General features: G+C 70.8%; 7 protein-coding genes. 2 read left to right on the forward strand and 5 right to left on the reverse strand.

Annotated features, from left to right (window positions below):
* Window positions 1-229 precede the first annotated feature (229 nt).
* Window positions 230-7,747, forward strand: a complete 7,518-nt coding sequence (locus ACIPXM_RS06000) for a ricin-type beta-trefoil lectin domain protein (RefSeq protein WP_401652523.1) — start codon at window positions 230-232, stop codon at window positions 7,745-7,747.
* Complete coding sequence (locus ACIPXM_RS06005; RefSeq protein ID WP_401652355.1) at window positions 7,744-8,262, forward strand: HEAT repeat domain-containing protein; 519 nt, start codon at window positions 7,744-7,746, stop codon at window positions 8,260-8,262. Before ACIPXM_RS06000 ends, ACIPXM_RS06005 begins: the two co-directional genes overlap by 4 nt.
* 93 nt (window positions 8,263-8,355) lie before the next feature.
* Here the strand turns inward: ACIPXM_RS06005 and ACIPXM_RS06010 are convergent, their stop codons facing one another.
* The 5 genes from ACIPXM_RS06010 to ACIPXM_RS06030 all read right to left on the reverse strand — a co-directional run bounded on the left by ACIPXM_RS06010 (window position 8,356) and on the right by ACIPXM_RS06030 (window position 14,383).
* Window positions 8,356-9,837: a penicillin-binding transpeptidase domain-containing protein gene (locus tag ACIPXM_RS06010; protein WP_401652525.1), complete on the reverse strand. Its 1,482-nt coding sequence runs from the start codon at window positions 9,835-9,837 to the stop codon at window positions 8,356-8,358.
* 32 nt (window positions 9,838-9,869) lie between these two features.
* Window positions 9,870-11,270 (reverse strand): FtsW/RodA/SpoVE family cell cycle protein, encoded by a 1,401-nt coding sequence (locus tag ACIPXM_RS06015; protein ID WP_401652357.1) that lies wholly within the window; start codon window positions 11,268-11,270, stop codon window positions 9,870-9,872.
* A 65-nt stretch (window positions 11,271-11,335) separates the two neighbouring features.
* Window positions 11,336-12,742 (reverse strand): histidine kinase dimerization/phospho-acceptor domain-containing protein, encoded by a 1,407-nt coding sequence (locus tag ACIPXM_RS06020; RefSeq protein ID WP_401652359.1) that lies wholly within the window; start codon window positions 12,740-12,742, stop codon window positions 11,336-11,338.
* Window positions 12,739-13,605, reverse strand: a complete 867-nt coding sequence (locus tag ACIPXM_RS06025; RefSeq protein ID WP_401652361.1) for a hypothetical protein — start codon at window positions 13,603-13,605, stop codon at window positions 12,739-12,741. The genes ACIPXM_RS06020 and ACIPXM_RS06025 overlap by 4 nt, the downstream gene beginning before the upstream one ends.
* A gap of 58 nt (window positions 13,606-13,663) precedes the next feature.
* Window positions 13,664-14,383 carry a class F sortase gene (locus ACIPXM_RS06030; protein ID WP_401652363.1) on the reverse strand — a complete coding sequence of 240 codons (720 nt, stop codon included), beginning with the start codon at window positions 14,381-14,383 and terminating at the stop codon, window positions 13,664-13,666.
* Window positions 14,384-14,571 lie beyond the last annotated feature (188 nt).

Genomic DNA, 14,571 nt, shown 5'->3' on the forward strand with positions numbered 1-14,571 from the left:
GCTCTTTGGTGTTTCCGCACCTCATCCGTTGTCTTGTTCGTCTGGGTGGGAGTCGACGCGTATGCGTGCTTCAGGTCCACTGTCATGGCTGGGGCGCAATCGCCTCGCCCTGACAGAGTCACAACGACGACGCCGTCGGCGAAGCCGCACGGCGATCGTCCTATTGTTGTCATCGACATTGACGGTGACCAGCCTGGGCTCGCAGGCCCTGGCCGTCCCCGGGGACGGGATGAGCCGGGAGGAGACGACCGCCGAGGTCGACCTCCCCGACATCCCGAAGAGCACCGTCCTCGACGAGGACATCGAGGCTCAGAAGATCCTGAGCACCGGTCAGCCGCAGGACGTCAACCCGTACAAGCCGGTCGCGGTCGACCCCTGGGCGGCGGACGCCGGCAAGGCGGACCCCTCCAAGGTGGCGCCCGGCACGACGGTCCAGGTCACCAACACCGCCACCTCGGCGCTGCTGCCGGTCGGCGTCGGCGTCCCGGTCGGACAGGACCCCGCGTCGATCGCCGGTGACTGGCAGGTCGCCATCAAGTCGACCACCACGTCCGAGGAATCCGGCGTCCCCGGCATGGTCATGGAGATCGTGCCCCCGGCGACCGCCGACCCCGCCGCACAGGTCCTCCTCGACGTCGACACCAGTGGCTTCAAGGACCGCTACGGCCAGCTCGCCGCCGAGCGCTTCGGCCTGATGCTGCTGCCGAACTGCGTCCTCGACTCCCCGGACACCGGTGACTGCGCCCCCGACGAGGGCGTCGAGACCATGGCCGGGACGGACGAGCAGGACCACGGCGTCGAGCGGCTGCGCAGCACCGTCAAGGACGTCCCCACCGCCCAGGCCGGCCTCAAGCCGGTCTCGGCGAAGAGCTCCGCGACCCGGCAGATCCTGTCCGGCACCGTTCCGGTCGCGAACCTGCTGCCGGACGCCGACGCCGCTTCGCAGACCTCGGGTGCCTCGGGTGCCTCGGCGCGCAAGGCGTCGCTGCCCGCGACGGACGGCCTGCAGGTCGTCGACGGCTCCGGCCGCCAGGTCGTCGGCGCGATGGACACCGGCTCCTCCGCGTCCGGTGACTTCACCGCGTCGCCGCTGCTGTCCTCCGGCTCGTGGGCCGCGGGTTCGTCGAACGGCGCGTTCACCTACGCGTACCAGGTGCAGACCCCGGAGACCGCCGGCGGCCTGATGCCGAAGGTGAACCTGTCGTACAACTCGCAGTCCGTCGACGGCCGCACCTCCTCGACGAACAACCAGGCCTCCTGGATCGGCGACGGCTGGGACTACAACCCGGGCTCCATCAGCCGGACGTACACCAACTGCCGCCAGGACTCCAAGAAGGCCGGCGCCAACAACAAGGACCACAAGACCGCGGACCTGTGCTGGGGCTCCAACAACGCCACCCTCTCGCTCGGCGGCCAGACCACCGAGCTGGTCTGGGACGCGGACAAGAAGGACTGGTTCACCGCCAACGGCGACGGCTCGAAGATCGAGCGGAAGACCGGCGAGGCCACCGGCAACGGTGCCAAGGACGGTGAGTACTGGATCGTCACCACCAAGGACGGCACCAAGTACCACTTCGGTCTGAACAAGCTCCCCAACTGGTCCGACCACGGCGCCGACGCCGACGACCCGACCACGGACTCCGTCCTGACGGTCCCGGTCTACGGCAACCACGCGGACGAGCCCTGCTACGCGGGCCCGACCAAGGAGGACTGGAAGAAGTCGTCCTGCACCCAGGCCTGGCAGTGGAACCTCGACTACGTCGAGGACATCCACGGCAACGCCATGTCCTTCTGGTGGAAGAAGGAGCAGAACTACTACGCCAAGAACTTCTACTTCAAGGGTCCGGTCAAGTACGACCGCGGCGGCTACCTGTCGCACATCTACTACGGCCAGCGCAAGGACAACCTCTTCACCGCCACCGCGCCCGCGCGCATCGGCTTCGAGGTCGCCGAACGCTGCTACCCCAACAGTCCGTCGGACACGACGACCTGCTCCCAGGCGAGCTTCACGTCGACCGACCCCGGTAAGTACCGGCCCTGGTTCGACACCCCGGCCGACCTGAACTGCCAGCGCGTCACCTCCACGTACAAGCGCAAGTGCTGGAACGCCGGTCCGACCTTCTGGACCACCAAGCGCCTGGACAAGATCACCACCTCGGCGCAGCGCCTGACCACCACCAGCGCGCGCCAGGTCGTCGACGAGTACCAGCTCAAGCAGAGCTTCCCGATCCTGCGGACGGGCGCGAACACGGCCCTGTGGCTGGAGTCGATCCAGCGCACCGGCTACGCCCGCAAGGGTTCCACCGACGCCAAGGTCGAGCTGAACCCGGTCCGCTTCGAGTACAACGCCGACGACATGCCCAACCGCGTCCTGCGCGGCGGCAGCGAGATGACCGACCCGCGGCCGGGCTTCTCGCGCCTGCGCGTCGCCCGCGTCGTCAACGAGTACGGCGGCGAGACGGTCGTCGGCTACAAGAAGCGCGAGGGCCAGTGCCTGTCGGGCACCGGTCTGCCGGGCAAGACCGACACGGCGGCGCTGAAGTCCAACACGCGTCTGTGCTACCCCTCGTACTGGCACCCGGACTCCGAGATCGAGGACATCGACTGGTTCAACAAGTACGTGGTCGACTCGATCGAGGAGCTGCCGAACGTCGCCGGCTCGTTCTCGACGACGACCGGGTACGACTACAAGAACGCCGGCTGGAAGCTGGCCGAGGCCGAGTTCACGAAGAAGTCCACCCGGACCTACTCGCAGTTCGCGGGCTTCGAGCAGACCACCGTCATCACCGGTGAGCGCAAGGCCGCATCCGACAGCGGCGAGGGCTCCACCCCCGGCGAGGACACCCCCGGCCAGGGCGGTCCCGGCGCCGAGGCGCCCAAGACCAAGGCCGTCACCCGCTTCTTCCGCGGCATGGGCGACACCGTCCCCATGACGGACATCCACGGCAACCCGATCAAGTCGACGGACGGCAAGCAGGTCTACGACCGCGACGCCTTCGCCGGCCGGATCGCCGAGGAGCTGTCCTACACCAACGCGACGGACGCCGACACCAACTGGCTGACCCGCAGCATCACCGTCCCCGAGGCGACGGAACTGGCGCGCCGCGACCGCGGCGACGGCCTGACCCCGCTGAAGGCGTGGCGGGTCACGGAGCCGGAGGAGGTCGCCTACACGAAGTCGTCGGGCACGGGTGACGACAAGCGCACCCTGCGGACCGTGCGGACCAGCACGACGTACGAGCCGACGTACGGGCTTCCCGTCCTCGTGGAGTCGCTGGGCGACGACGCGGCGGACAAGAGCGCGGACGACAGCTGCACCAAGCTGGAGTACCTGCACCAGACGGACAAGAACCTGATCGGTCTGTCGAAGCAGGTCCTGGTCTCGCCGACGACCTGCGCGAACGCCAACTGGGGCAACCTGGCCACCCTCAGCGGCGGCCAGCGGACGGCCTACGACGGCACGGCGTACGGCACGGCGCTCGGCGCCACGACCCGTGGCCTGGCCACCGAGTCGTGGTCGCTGAACGGCACCGGCACCGGCTTCCAGACCAACGGCACCAGCGGCTTCGACGAGATCGGCCGGGTCGTCCGGCAGACCAACGCCGAGCAGCTCGCCAAGGCCACCCCGAAGTCCTCCACGATCACCTACGCCTCCGACGGGCCGGCCACCGGCCAGGTCTTCAAGGTCACCACGACCAACGTCCTCGGCCACAGCCAGATCCAGGAGCTGGACCCGGGACGCGCGGTCGCGCTGAAGACGACCGACGTCAACGGCCAGGTCAGCCAGGCCGTCTACGACCCGCTGGGCCGGATGGCCGAGGCGTGGGCGGTCGGCCGCAATCCGGGCTCGGGCGTCGCGGACTTCCGCGCCGACTACGTGATCCCGAAGGAGACGGTCGACCCGGACGACCCGGACGGCAAGATGGTCCGGAAGCCTCCCTACGTCGTCACGTACACGCGTGGCTACGAGGACCGGATCGAGAAGTCCGTCACGATCTACGACGGTCTGGGCCGCGAGCGGCAGTCGCAGGAGGAGGCGGACGGCGGCGGCCGTCTGATCACCGACACGCTGTACAACAGCGCCGGTGAGATCTACCAGACCAACAACGCCTACCTGAACCAGGACGACCCGAGCGGAGACCTGTTCACTCCGCTGGCCGACACCACGGTCCCGAACATCACCCGCTACGAGTACGACGGCCTCGGCCGCGTGCTCGAGGAGATGCCGGTCCTCAAGGTGAAGGCCCCGGGCACCACCGAGGCCATCTCGCAGGAGGTCCCGGAGAAGGCCGTCCGCTACGAGTACGGCGCGGACTGGTCGAAGGTCATCCAGCCGCAGGGCGACTCGACCTACCGCGTCTGGACCGACGCGACGGGCCGCACCGTCCGGACCGACACCTTCAACCCGGCGGCGCCGGGCGGCTTCACGTCGACTCGCTACGAGTACGACACCGAGGGCCTGCCGGTGAAGGCGACCGCCTCGGCGGACCCGACCCACCCGTGGTCCTGGACGTACGACCGCCGCGGCAACCTGGAGACGACCACCGACCCGGACAAGGGCACGAGCCGCGTCGAGTACGACGCCTTCGACCGTCCGCTGACCACCACCAACGCGCGTGGCGTGAAGACCTGGACCGGCTACGACGAACTGTCGCGGCCGACCCAGACCCGTGAGACCAGCTCGGCCGGCAAGCTCCTGGAAGACCTCACCTACGACACCGTCCCGGGCGGCAAGGGCATGCCCGCCACCGCCACCCGTTACACGGACGCGCTGGCGTACACCCAGAAGGTCAACGGCTACACCAAGGACTACCAGCCGACCTCGACCACGCTGTCCCTGCCGCAGTCCCTCGCCGACACGTGGGGCTTCGCCAAGGACTACACGTACGACTACACGTACTCCGACAACGGCATGCTCGACGAGAGCACGCTGCCCGCCGTCGGCAAGTTCGCCAGCGAGAAGCTCGTCGTCCGCTACAACAAGGACGGCAAGCCGCTCTCGATCTCCGGAAAGGACTGGTACGGCTCCGAGACCGTCTACTCGCCCTACGGCCAGGTGCTCCGTTCCACCCTCGGCGCGATGCCGTACCGGGTGTGGACGCAGAACACCTACGACGAGAGCACCGGTGAGCTCTCCGGGCAGTCGGTCCACCGGGAGAAGGGCGGCCCCAACGACACGACCGCGGACCGGTCCCTCGTCGGCGGCACCCTGGTCTCGGACCGCGCGTACAGCTACGACCCGGCCGGCAACGTCGCCTCGATCCAGGAGAAGTCCGTCGGGATCGAGGAGCGCCAGTGCTTCGCGTACGACCCGCTGGGCCAGCTGAAGTCCGCCTGGACCAACAAGGAACCGGCGACGCAGGGCTGCACCACGCCGAAGAACACCGACGGCACGCTCAACGCCGTCTCCGGCACCGACGGCTCCGGCTACTGGCAGGAGTACGAGTACGACCTGCTCGGCAACCGCAAGAAGCTCACCGAGAAGGACCTGTCGGGCAACACGGCCAAGGACGCCACGACCGACTACGCGTACGGCAAGGCGGACGGCAGCCAGCCGCACACGCTGACCAAGGTGTCCAAGACCTACACCACCCCCGCGGGGCAGCAGGTCAAGACGGAGGCCACCCGGCTGTACGAGCTGACCGGCGAGACCAAGACGATCAGCTCGGTCGCGAACGGTGACAAGCAGGAGCTGAGCTGGACCTACGACGGTCAGGTCGACCGGATCACCGGTCAGGGCTCCGGCGGCAAGACCCCGTACCTGGGGCTCGGCCAGAAGTGCATCGACCTGAAGTCGGGTCTCGCGAGCGCCGGCAACGCCATCCAGCTGTACCAGTGCAACGGCACGGTGGCGCAGGCGTGGCATTTCGACCCCGCCCCGGCGCAGGCGGACGCCAACGTCGGCACCCTTGAGGTGTACGACACCTGGTGCGTCCAGCCGACCGCCAACACCGCGGGTTCGGCCGCGCAGCTGCAGAAGTGCAACGGCACCACCGCGCAGCAGCTCAAGCGCAACGCGTCGGGTCAGCTGACGCACGTCGCCTCCGGTCTGTGCCTCGCGGTGCAGGGCGCGGCGAACGTCAACGGCACGGCGATCGTGCTGGCCACCTGTGACGCGGCCCAGGCCGCCCAGCAGTGGCTGCCGCAGAACGACACCCGTCACATCTACGGCCCCGACGGCAGCCGACTGCTGACCATCCAGGGCAAGCAGGCGACCCTGCACCTGGGCGAGGCCACGGTCACCGTCCAGCAGGGCGGCATCCTGGTCCGCACCGAGCGCACCTACTCGACGGCCGACGGCGCGATCCTGCGCTACGCCAACGGCTCGGGCGGCGAGGCGCTCACCGCGCTCGCCACGGACCACCAGGGCAGCGTGTACACCGAGGTCGCCCTCTCCGGCGGCATGTCGGTGCGGGTGCGCAAGCAGGACCCCTTCGGCAACCAGCGCGGTGCCGACAGGGCAGGCCAGAACATCCAGACCAGCAAGGGTTTCCTGGGTCAGACCCGCGACGACGCCTCCGGCTTCCAGCCGCTCGGCGCCCGTCTCTACGACCCGGTGGTCGGACGCTTCCTGTCCGTCGACCCGGAGCTGGACCTGAACGACCCGCTGCAGTCCAACGGGTACGCGTACGCGCAGAACAACCCGCTCACGTACGCCGACCCGAGCGGCATGGCGATCACCCTGAACGCCTCGGAGAAGGCCGCGGCGCTCAAGGGCGCGGGACTGTCCCCGGCGCAGGTCGCCCAGGCGCAGTCCATGATGGGCAAGTCGCTGTCCTCGGTGATCCTGTCGATCGCCTGGTCGACGCTGAAGGACTTCATCGGCATCACCGACGCCATGGCCTGCTTCGGCGGTGACATGTGGTCGTGCGGCAGCATCATCCTGGACGCCATTCCATGGACGAAGCTCGGCAAGATCCCGTCGGTCCTGAAGGCGATCAACCGCACCATCGACGCCATCCAGGCGTTCAAGGCGGCGAAGAAGGCCGCCGAGATCGTCCTCAAGGCCGCCAAGGCGGCCGAGGCAGCGGCCTTGAAGGCCAAGAAGCTGGCCATCGAGAAGGCCAAGAAGGAGGCCGCGCAACGGGCCAAGAAGAAGGCCGCCGAAGAAGCCAGGAGAAAGGCCGACGCGGCAGCCGCGGCCAAGCGCAAGACGGGTAACAACACCCACAAGGCAGCCCAGGCCAAGGCGGCGCCCAAGCCCTCCTCCATGCCGCAGCGCAAGCCCGCAGCCAGCGGCAAGAGCTCCGGCGGTGGCGGCGGCGGCAAGTCCGGCGGCTCCTCCCGCAGCAGCGGTGGCTCCAGCGGCGGCGGCGGCTCCGGCAAGGCCGACGGCGGCAGCAGCGGCGGAGGCGGTGGAGGCGATTCCGACGGGGAAACCACCTTCTACCGGACGATGAGCGAGGAGCACTATCAGACGCTCAAGGACGGTGGCGGCCTGTCGGCGACGGCGGAGACGTTCATCTCTCCGACGCAGGGTTTCTCCGAGGCGTACGATGGTGTGCTCGTCAAGTTCACGGTGAAGCCGGGTACCAGGGCTGCCTTGGAACAGATCGGCGTGCGGGACGTGTCCCGCGCGGCGAAGAGCCGCTACCCGAACATGCCGATCGTCGGCAAGGGCTGGCGCAAGAACAACGCGTTCTTCAAGGGCGAGGGCGACTCGCACATCAACATCGGTCTCGGTGGCGGCAAGGCGCTTCAGCTCTTCAACAAGAACACGGACGCCTGGGAGGTGATCAGGCGATGACGCCTGATGAGCAGGATTTGATTCTGGGTCTGGTGGTCGCCCCGGGGCAGCCGCCGACGCGCACGCTGGACGAGGTGCTGGCCCACTTCGGTGAGTCCGACGGCGAGATCCTGGCCCTGCGGCTCCTCCGGGACGCCATGGAGCGTCAGGACGCCGACGACGTCGAGATGGCGTTGATCGTCAAGGGCGCCGCCGAGGCTTCGGGCGAGAGCTTTCTCGAGCCGCTGATCGAGCTCTCCGGGGCCGACTGGCACTACAAGCACGAGGACGTCGTCTCCGGGCTCGGCAGGTACCGCGCGACCCGGACGGTTCCGGCACTGGTCGCGGCCACCGGCTGGATCCCCGACTACCTGGACTACGACGAGTCCAGGGCCCTCGCGGTGAAGGCGATCTGGGCACTCGGTGCCATTCCCGGGCCGGAGGCCCGGCAGGCCCTTGAGGACCTGCGTGACGACGAGAACGAGATCGTCCGCGAGAACGCGCTGAAGCAGCTCGCCCGCCGCGGCGAGCTCTGACCGCGCAGCTGTAACCGCACATCCGGGACGCCCGGCCGAGTCTTCTCGGCCGGGCGTCCCGCCGTTTCCGCCCCTGGGGACACGCCCCGCCCCTCACCCCCCACCCCGCCCCTCCCGCTCCGCCCGCAACCCCTCCTCCAGCACCGCCCGCGCGATCGGCGCCGCGTTGCCGCCCCCGCTGATGTCCGTGCGGTTCGCCTCCGCGTCCTCCACCACCACCGCCACCGCCACCGCCGGCTGGGCCGAGTCGGCGGCCTGGGCCCAGGCGATGAACCAGGCGTAGGGGGTGCCGGTGTTGCCGAGGCCGTGCTGGGCGGTGCCGGTCTTGCCGCCGACCCGGGCGCCGGGGATGGCCGCGTTCGTGCCGGTGCCGTCCTCGACCGCGCGGACCATCAGGTCCTGGAGGCGGACCGCGGTCGACGGGGACATCGCCTGGCGGTAGCTGCGGCGGCCGGTGGTGTCGACGGTGGTGCCGCCCGCCGTGGTGGTGCGCTCCACCAGGTGCGGCTCGGCGATCTCGCCGTTGTTGGCGACCGCCGCCGCCACCATCGCCATCTGCAGCGGGGTCGCCGCTGTGTCGAACTGGCCGATCGACGAAAGCGCCAGCTGGTCGTCGCTCATGTCGGTGTCGAAGTTCGACTTCGCCACCCAGGACGGGATGCGCAGCCCGGTGTCGTTGAAGCCGAACTTCTCCACCGCGCCCACCATGTCGTCGAGCCCCACCTTCACCCCGAGCCCCGCCATCACCGTGTTGCACGACCACTGGATCGCGTACGCCAGTGACGCGTCCGCGCAGCCCCGCGCCTCGTTCGGCAGCACCTGACGGGTGCCCGGCAGGACGAATGGATCCGGGATGCCGGTCGGCGCGTCCACGTCCGTCACCACGCCCGCGTCCAGCGCCGCCGCCGCCGTCACCACCTTGAACGTCGAACCCGGCGGATACGTCTGCCGGATCGCCCGCGCCAGCATCGGCTGGTTCGGCGAGGTGTTCAGCCGCCGCCACGCCTCGGTCACCCCAGGACCCGTACCGGACAGCACCCCCGGGTCGTACGACGGCGAGGAGACGAGCGCCAGGATCCGCCCGCTCGACGGCTCGATCGCCGCCACCGCGCCCCGCTTCCCGTCGAGCCCCCGGAACGCCGCCTCCTGCATCCGCGCCCGCAGCGTGGTGACGACATCGCCGCCCCGCTGCCGCCCCCGGCTCACGTCGTTCCACAGCGGCAGCGGCGCCAGCATCGGATCCGTACCCGACAACAGGTCGTCCTCCGCGCCCTCAAGGAGCGTGGTGCCGTACGTCTGCGAGGCGTAGCCGGTGACCGGCGCGTACAACGGGCCCTGGGTGTACGTGCGTTCCCAGCGCAGCTGCTGGCCGCTGTCGCGCGAGCCGGTCACCGGCCGCCCGTCCACCAGGATCGCGCCGCGCGGCTGCGCCCAACGGGCGATCGCGATCCGCCGGTTCGCCGGATTGTCGTCGTACGCGTCGGCCTCGAACACCATCACCCGGGCCGCGTTGACGAGCAGCGCCACCAACAGGACCAGGCAGAGCGCGGCGGCCCGCCGGATGTAGCGGATCATGTCCCGTCCTCCGCCCATGTCCCGTCCTCCGCTCATGTCGCGTCCTCCGCGATCGGTGCGATCACCCCGGTGTCCGCCGTCTCCGGCCGCGGCGCCCGCGCCGAGTCGGAGACCCGTACGAGCAGCGCCACGATCACCCAGTTGGTGACCACCGACGAACCGCCCTGCGCCAGGAACGGCATCGGCATCCCGGTCAGCGGGATCAGCCCCATCACCCCGCCCGCGATCACGAACACCTGGAGCGCCACGATCGAGGCCAGCCCGATCGCGAGCAGCCGCCCGAACGGATCGCGCAGCGCGAGCCCGGCCCGGTAGCCCCGGGCGACGAACAGCGCGTACAGCAGGAACAGCGCGGTGAGCCCGGAGAGTCCCAGTTCCTCGCCCGCCGTCGCCAGGATGAAGTCGGACTTCGCGGCGAAGCCGATCAGCACCGAGTGGCCGAGCCCGAGCCCGGTGCCCTGCATCCCGCCCGCCGCGAACGCGAACAGCGACTGGGCGAGCTGGCCGGGCCCGTCGCCCGCCCGGATCGACGCGAACGGGTCCAGCCAGTCGGTGACCCTGCTGTGCACATGCGGTTCCAGCGAGCCGACCAGGAACGCCCCGGCCGCCGCGAGCACAAGCCCGACCGCGATCCAGCCGGTCCGCCCGGTCGCCACGTACAGCATGATCACGAACAGGCCGAAGAACAGCAGCGAGGTGCCCAGGTCCCGTTCGAGGACGAGGACGCCGACGCTCAGCAGCCAGATCGCCACGATCGGGCCGAGCACCCGGCCGGTGGGGAACTGCAGCTTCCACACCGTCCGGCCGGTGTACGCGAGCGCGTTGCGGTTGGCGGCGAGGTACGCGGCGAAGAACACCGCGAGCAGGATCTTGGCGAACTCGCCCGGCTGGAAGGAGAGTCCGCCGACCCGGATCCAGATCTTGGCGCCGTTCACCGCCGGGAAGAAGATCGGCAGGATCATCAGACCGAGCGCGCTCGCCACCGACAGATACGCGTACCGCTGGAGCAGCCGGTGGTCCCGCAGCAGCAGCACGACCGCGATGAACAGGCCCACCCCCAGCGTCGACCACTCCAGTTGCACCGGCGCCGCCCGCTCGCCCGGCGTCTCCAGGTCGAGCCGGTAGATCAGCACCAGACCGAGTCCGTTGAGCAGTACGGCGATCGGCAGCAGCAGCGGATCGGCGTACGGGGCCCGCCACCGCACCGCGAGATGCGCGAGCAGCGCCAGGAGCCCGAGCCCGGCGCCGTACCGGGCCGCGTCCGGCGGCACGGCGTGCGCCCGGGCGATGCCGACCTCCGCGTACCCGAGCACCGAGATCAGCACCGCGCCGACCAGCAGCGACAGCTCGACCCCGCGCCGCTTCGGCACCCGGAGCGCGGGCGGCGGCGCGTCCTTACGGTCCTTCGCGTCCGTCGGCGGCGGTGCGGTCATGGACCGCAACGTAGCAAGCAGTAAGCCTTATGTCCCTTTTGTGTGACGGTGTGCCGCCGGGTCGCTCACCCGGCACCTGTGCCCGCATCGCGACCGGCACCTCCAGGGCTCCCGTCCCCGTCCTCGTCCCCGTCCGGCTCCTCTGCGAGCCGTACGTACTCCGGCAGCGTCAGTCGCGCCAGCGCCCCGCCACCGCCACCGTCGCCCTCACCGCCACCCTCACCCTCGCCCTCCGGCACGTTGCCGAACACCAGCTTCGCGCCGATCGCCTCCGCCTGCCCCAGCGCGATCGTCAGCCCGAGGCCGTGCCCCTTGCCGCCGCTGCCGCTCTCCGTACGGAACCGCTGCGGCCCCGCCGCCAGCAGGTAGTCCGGGAACCCGGGCCCGTGGTCCCGGACCGTCACCACCGGGCCGTCCACCGTCACCACCACCGGCGGGGTGCCGTGCTTGTGCGCGTTGGCGACCAGATTGCCGAGCACCCGCTCAAGACGCCGCTTGTCCGTCTCCACGGTCACGTCCCGCACCACCCGCACCTCGGTGGGGGGTCCGGCCGCGTTGCCGCTCGCCGCGACCGCGCGCACCGCGCGCTCGGCGAGCGGCCCGAGGGCGTGCACGGCCAGGTCGACCTTCTCGGTGCCCGCGTCGAGCCGGGAGATCTCCAGGAGGTCCTCGGTCAGCGCCCGCATGGTCCGCACCCGGTCCTGCACCAGCTCCGACGGCCGTCCCTCGGGCAGCAGTTCGGCCGCCGCCGACAGGCCGGTGAGCGGGGTGCGCAGCTCGTGCGCCACGTCCGCGGTGAACCGCTGCTCCGTCTGCAGCTTGCGCTGCAGCGAGGACGCCATGGTGTCGAGCGCGCCGGAGACGGTGGCCACCTCGTCGAGCGGCCGCGAAGGGTCCTTCGTCCGGGGGTCGTTGACCCGCGCGTCGAGATCGCCGCCGCTGATCCGCCGGGCCACCTGGGCGGTGGCGTGCAGCCGCCGGGTGATCCGGGTGACCGCGAACGCGCCCACCAGCAGGGTCGCCCCGATGGCCAGCACCGAGGAGCCGAGGATCGAGCGGTCGAGTCCGTCGATGGTGGCCGCGCCCTGGCTGTAGTCGAGCCGTACGGCGAGCGCCCGGCCGTCCGCCGGGGCCGCCGCCCACATCGTCGGCCGGCCCTGGAACTCGGTGACCATCGTGCCCCGCTCGCCGCGCACCGCCAGGTCCCGCAGCGAGCGCGGCAGGCCGGGCGGGTCGACCGCGGCGAACCGGGGGAGCGGCTCGCCCGACTCGTACAGCCTGCTCATCTCCTCCAGCCGGGTCAGCGCCTTGTCGCGGGAGTCCTTGACGGTCTGGCTCGCCACCGACACATGGACGAGCACGCCGAGCAGCGCCGCGAGCGCGCAGCACATCACGGCGATGAAGACCGCGGCCTTCCAGGTGAGGGTCGCGGTCCACGCGGGCAGCCGGTAGCGGCGCCGCCGTCTGCTCACGGGGTGCCCTCCGAGGAGTCGGCCGAGGAGTCGGCCGGGGGTGCGGGGCGCGGCCCGGGCGGCGGGGTCGTGGCCGGCGTCGGGGTGGGGCTGACGAACGCGGGCGCCGGTACGACGGTGGCGCCCGCGCCCGGCGGCTTCACCCGCACGATCTCGTCCCGGGCGGGCAGCATGGTGCGCTGCTGCTCGTCCCAGGACCAGGCGGTGCGGTACTCGTACCCGGGGATCCCGGCGGAGCTGACCCGCATGATCAGGTCCCGGCCGGCCAGCTCGACGCTGACCACCTGGTCGACGGTGGACATGATCCGGGTCAGGCCGCCGTTCTCGGCGAGGTAGACCCGGACGCCGACCTGCTGGTCGGGCATCCGGATGCCGACGATCAGTTCGTCGCGGCCGTTGCCGGTGAGGTCTCGGTAGTACGGGGCGAGCACCGGGCAGTCACCCTTGCCCACGCCGGACCGGTCCCGGCCGCCGGGGTTGGCCGGGCACGCCTCGATGGCCCGTACGGTCTCCTCGTAGAGCCCGTCGGCGCCGGACCTGGCGTCCTCGTGGGCCCGCACCTCCGCCTTGACGACGGCGACCGGGTCGACGGCGTGGACGTCGTTGCCGGGCACGGTGATCCCGGGGACCCGCTCGGTGGTGTTCTCGCCGTAGTCGATCGGCGGATTGGTGGCGGGCGGCAGGTCGGGCCAGAGCCGGACCGGGCCGACGGCGCTGGGGGTGCGGCCCGAGCTCTCCAGGCCGCCCTGGCCGCCGCAGCCGCTGAGGGTGACCGCGAAGGCGATCGCGAGCACGCCGAGGCCCACGACCGGGACGGCCGTGGTGGTGGTGGCGGTGGCGAGCCGCCGTCGGCGCGAGGTCACCCTGTCGTTCTCCGTTCGTGCCGCCGGCCGGAACCGGCGGGGCCTGATTCGGCGGGGCCTACTTCACCAGGTCGGCGAAGAGGATGATGTTGTCGGACCGGTGGCCGTCCCGGACGGGGCCGCCACAGGTGATGAGCCGGAGCTCGGGACGGTCGGTCTTCCCATAGACCTTATTCGTAGGGAAGTCCTTTTTGTCCACCTGCTGGATCTCGCGGACCTCGAACCGGGCGGTCGTGCCGTCGTCCCGGCCCACCTCGATCACGGCGCCCGGCTTCACCTTGGCGACGTCCTTCATGAGCGCGGGACCGCGCGCGGTGTCGTAGTGCGCGACCACCACGGACGCGCCCCGCTCACCCGGCGTGACACTGCCCGTGTACCACCCGGCGAGCTCCGCCTGATCGACCGACGGCACCTGCATCTCCTGCTTCGCGTCCAGGCCGAGCTTCAGTACGGGCCCGGCATCCACTCCCGCAGACGGTATGACCAGGCGATTCGGTTCCGAAGCGGACATCGGGGCGGCCGGATCCCGCTCGACCCGCTTGACCGCGGCGTTGTGCACGGCCGGGTCCGGCACGCCGTTGCCGGCCGTTTCGGAGACCCCGGCGGCCCCGGACGCCCCGGACACCCCGGCGCAGCCGAGCAGCCCGCCCCCGACGGCGAGCACGAGCGCCCCGGCGACGAACGCGCCACGACGGCGCGGGCGAGGGTGCGGGCGCTCCGTGCGGGGACGGTCCGCGCGGTCCTGGCGGCCGTCCGGGTGGGTGGTGGTGCGGCTCATGGGGGGCTCCGATCCGGTCGGTGGGGGAGGGGTGACCGGATTCGAAGGTAAATGTCCGTCTTTGCGGTTGTGTAACGGAGAGCCGGAGGTGTGACGGCGGAGCTGTCACGGGGCCGGGCGGGGGCCTGATGGAGCCCGGGCGGGGGCCGGGTGGCGGGGGCGGGCGGGACTTATGGCCTGTACGGGGC

Origin of the sequence: Streptomyces sp. NPDC090025 (assembly GCF_044748125.1) — a bacterium.
GTDB lineage: Bacteria > Actinomycetota > Actinomycetes > Streptomycetales > Streptomycetaceae > Streptomyces.

What these genes read in the sequence shown, in the direction of transcription:
- ACIPXM_RS06010 (WP_401652525.1), bottom strand. Translation starts at nt 9,837, where the DNA reads ATGATCCGCTACATCCGGCGGGCCGCCGCGCTCTGCCTGGTCCTGTTG.
- ACIPXM_RS06000 (WP_401652523.1), top strand. Translation starts at nt 230, where the DNA reads ATGAGCCGGGAGGAGACGACCGCCGAGGTCGACCTCCCCGACATCCCG.
- ACIPXM_RS06005 (WP_401652355.1), top strand. Translation starts at nt 7,744, where the DNA reads ATGACGCCTGATGAGCAGGATTTGATTCTGGGTCTGGTGGTCGCCCCG.
- ACIPXM_RS06015 (WP_401652357.1), bottom strand. Translation starts at nt 11,270, where the DNA reads ATGACCGCACCGCCGCCGACGGACGCGAAGGACCGTAAGGACGCGCCG.
- ACIPXM_RS06030 (WP_401652363.1), bottom strand. Translation starts at nt 14,383, where the DNA reads ATGAGCCGCACCACCACCCACCCGGACGGCCGCCAGGACCGCGCGGAC.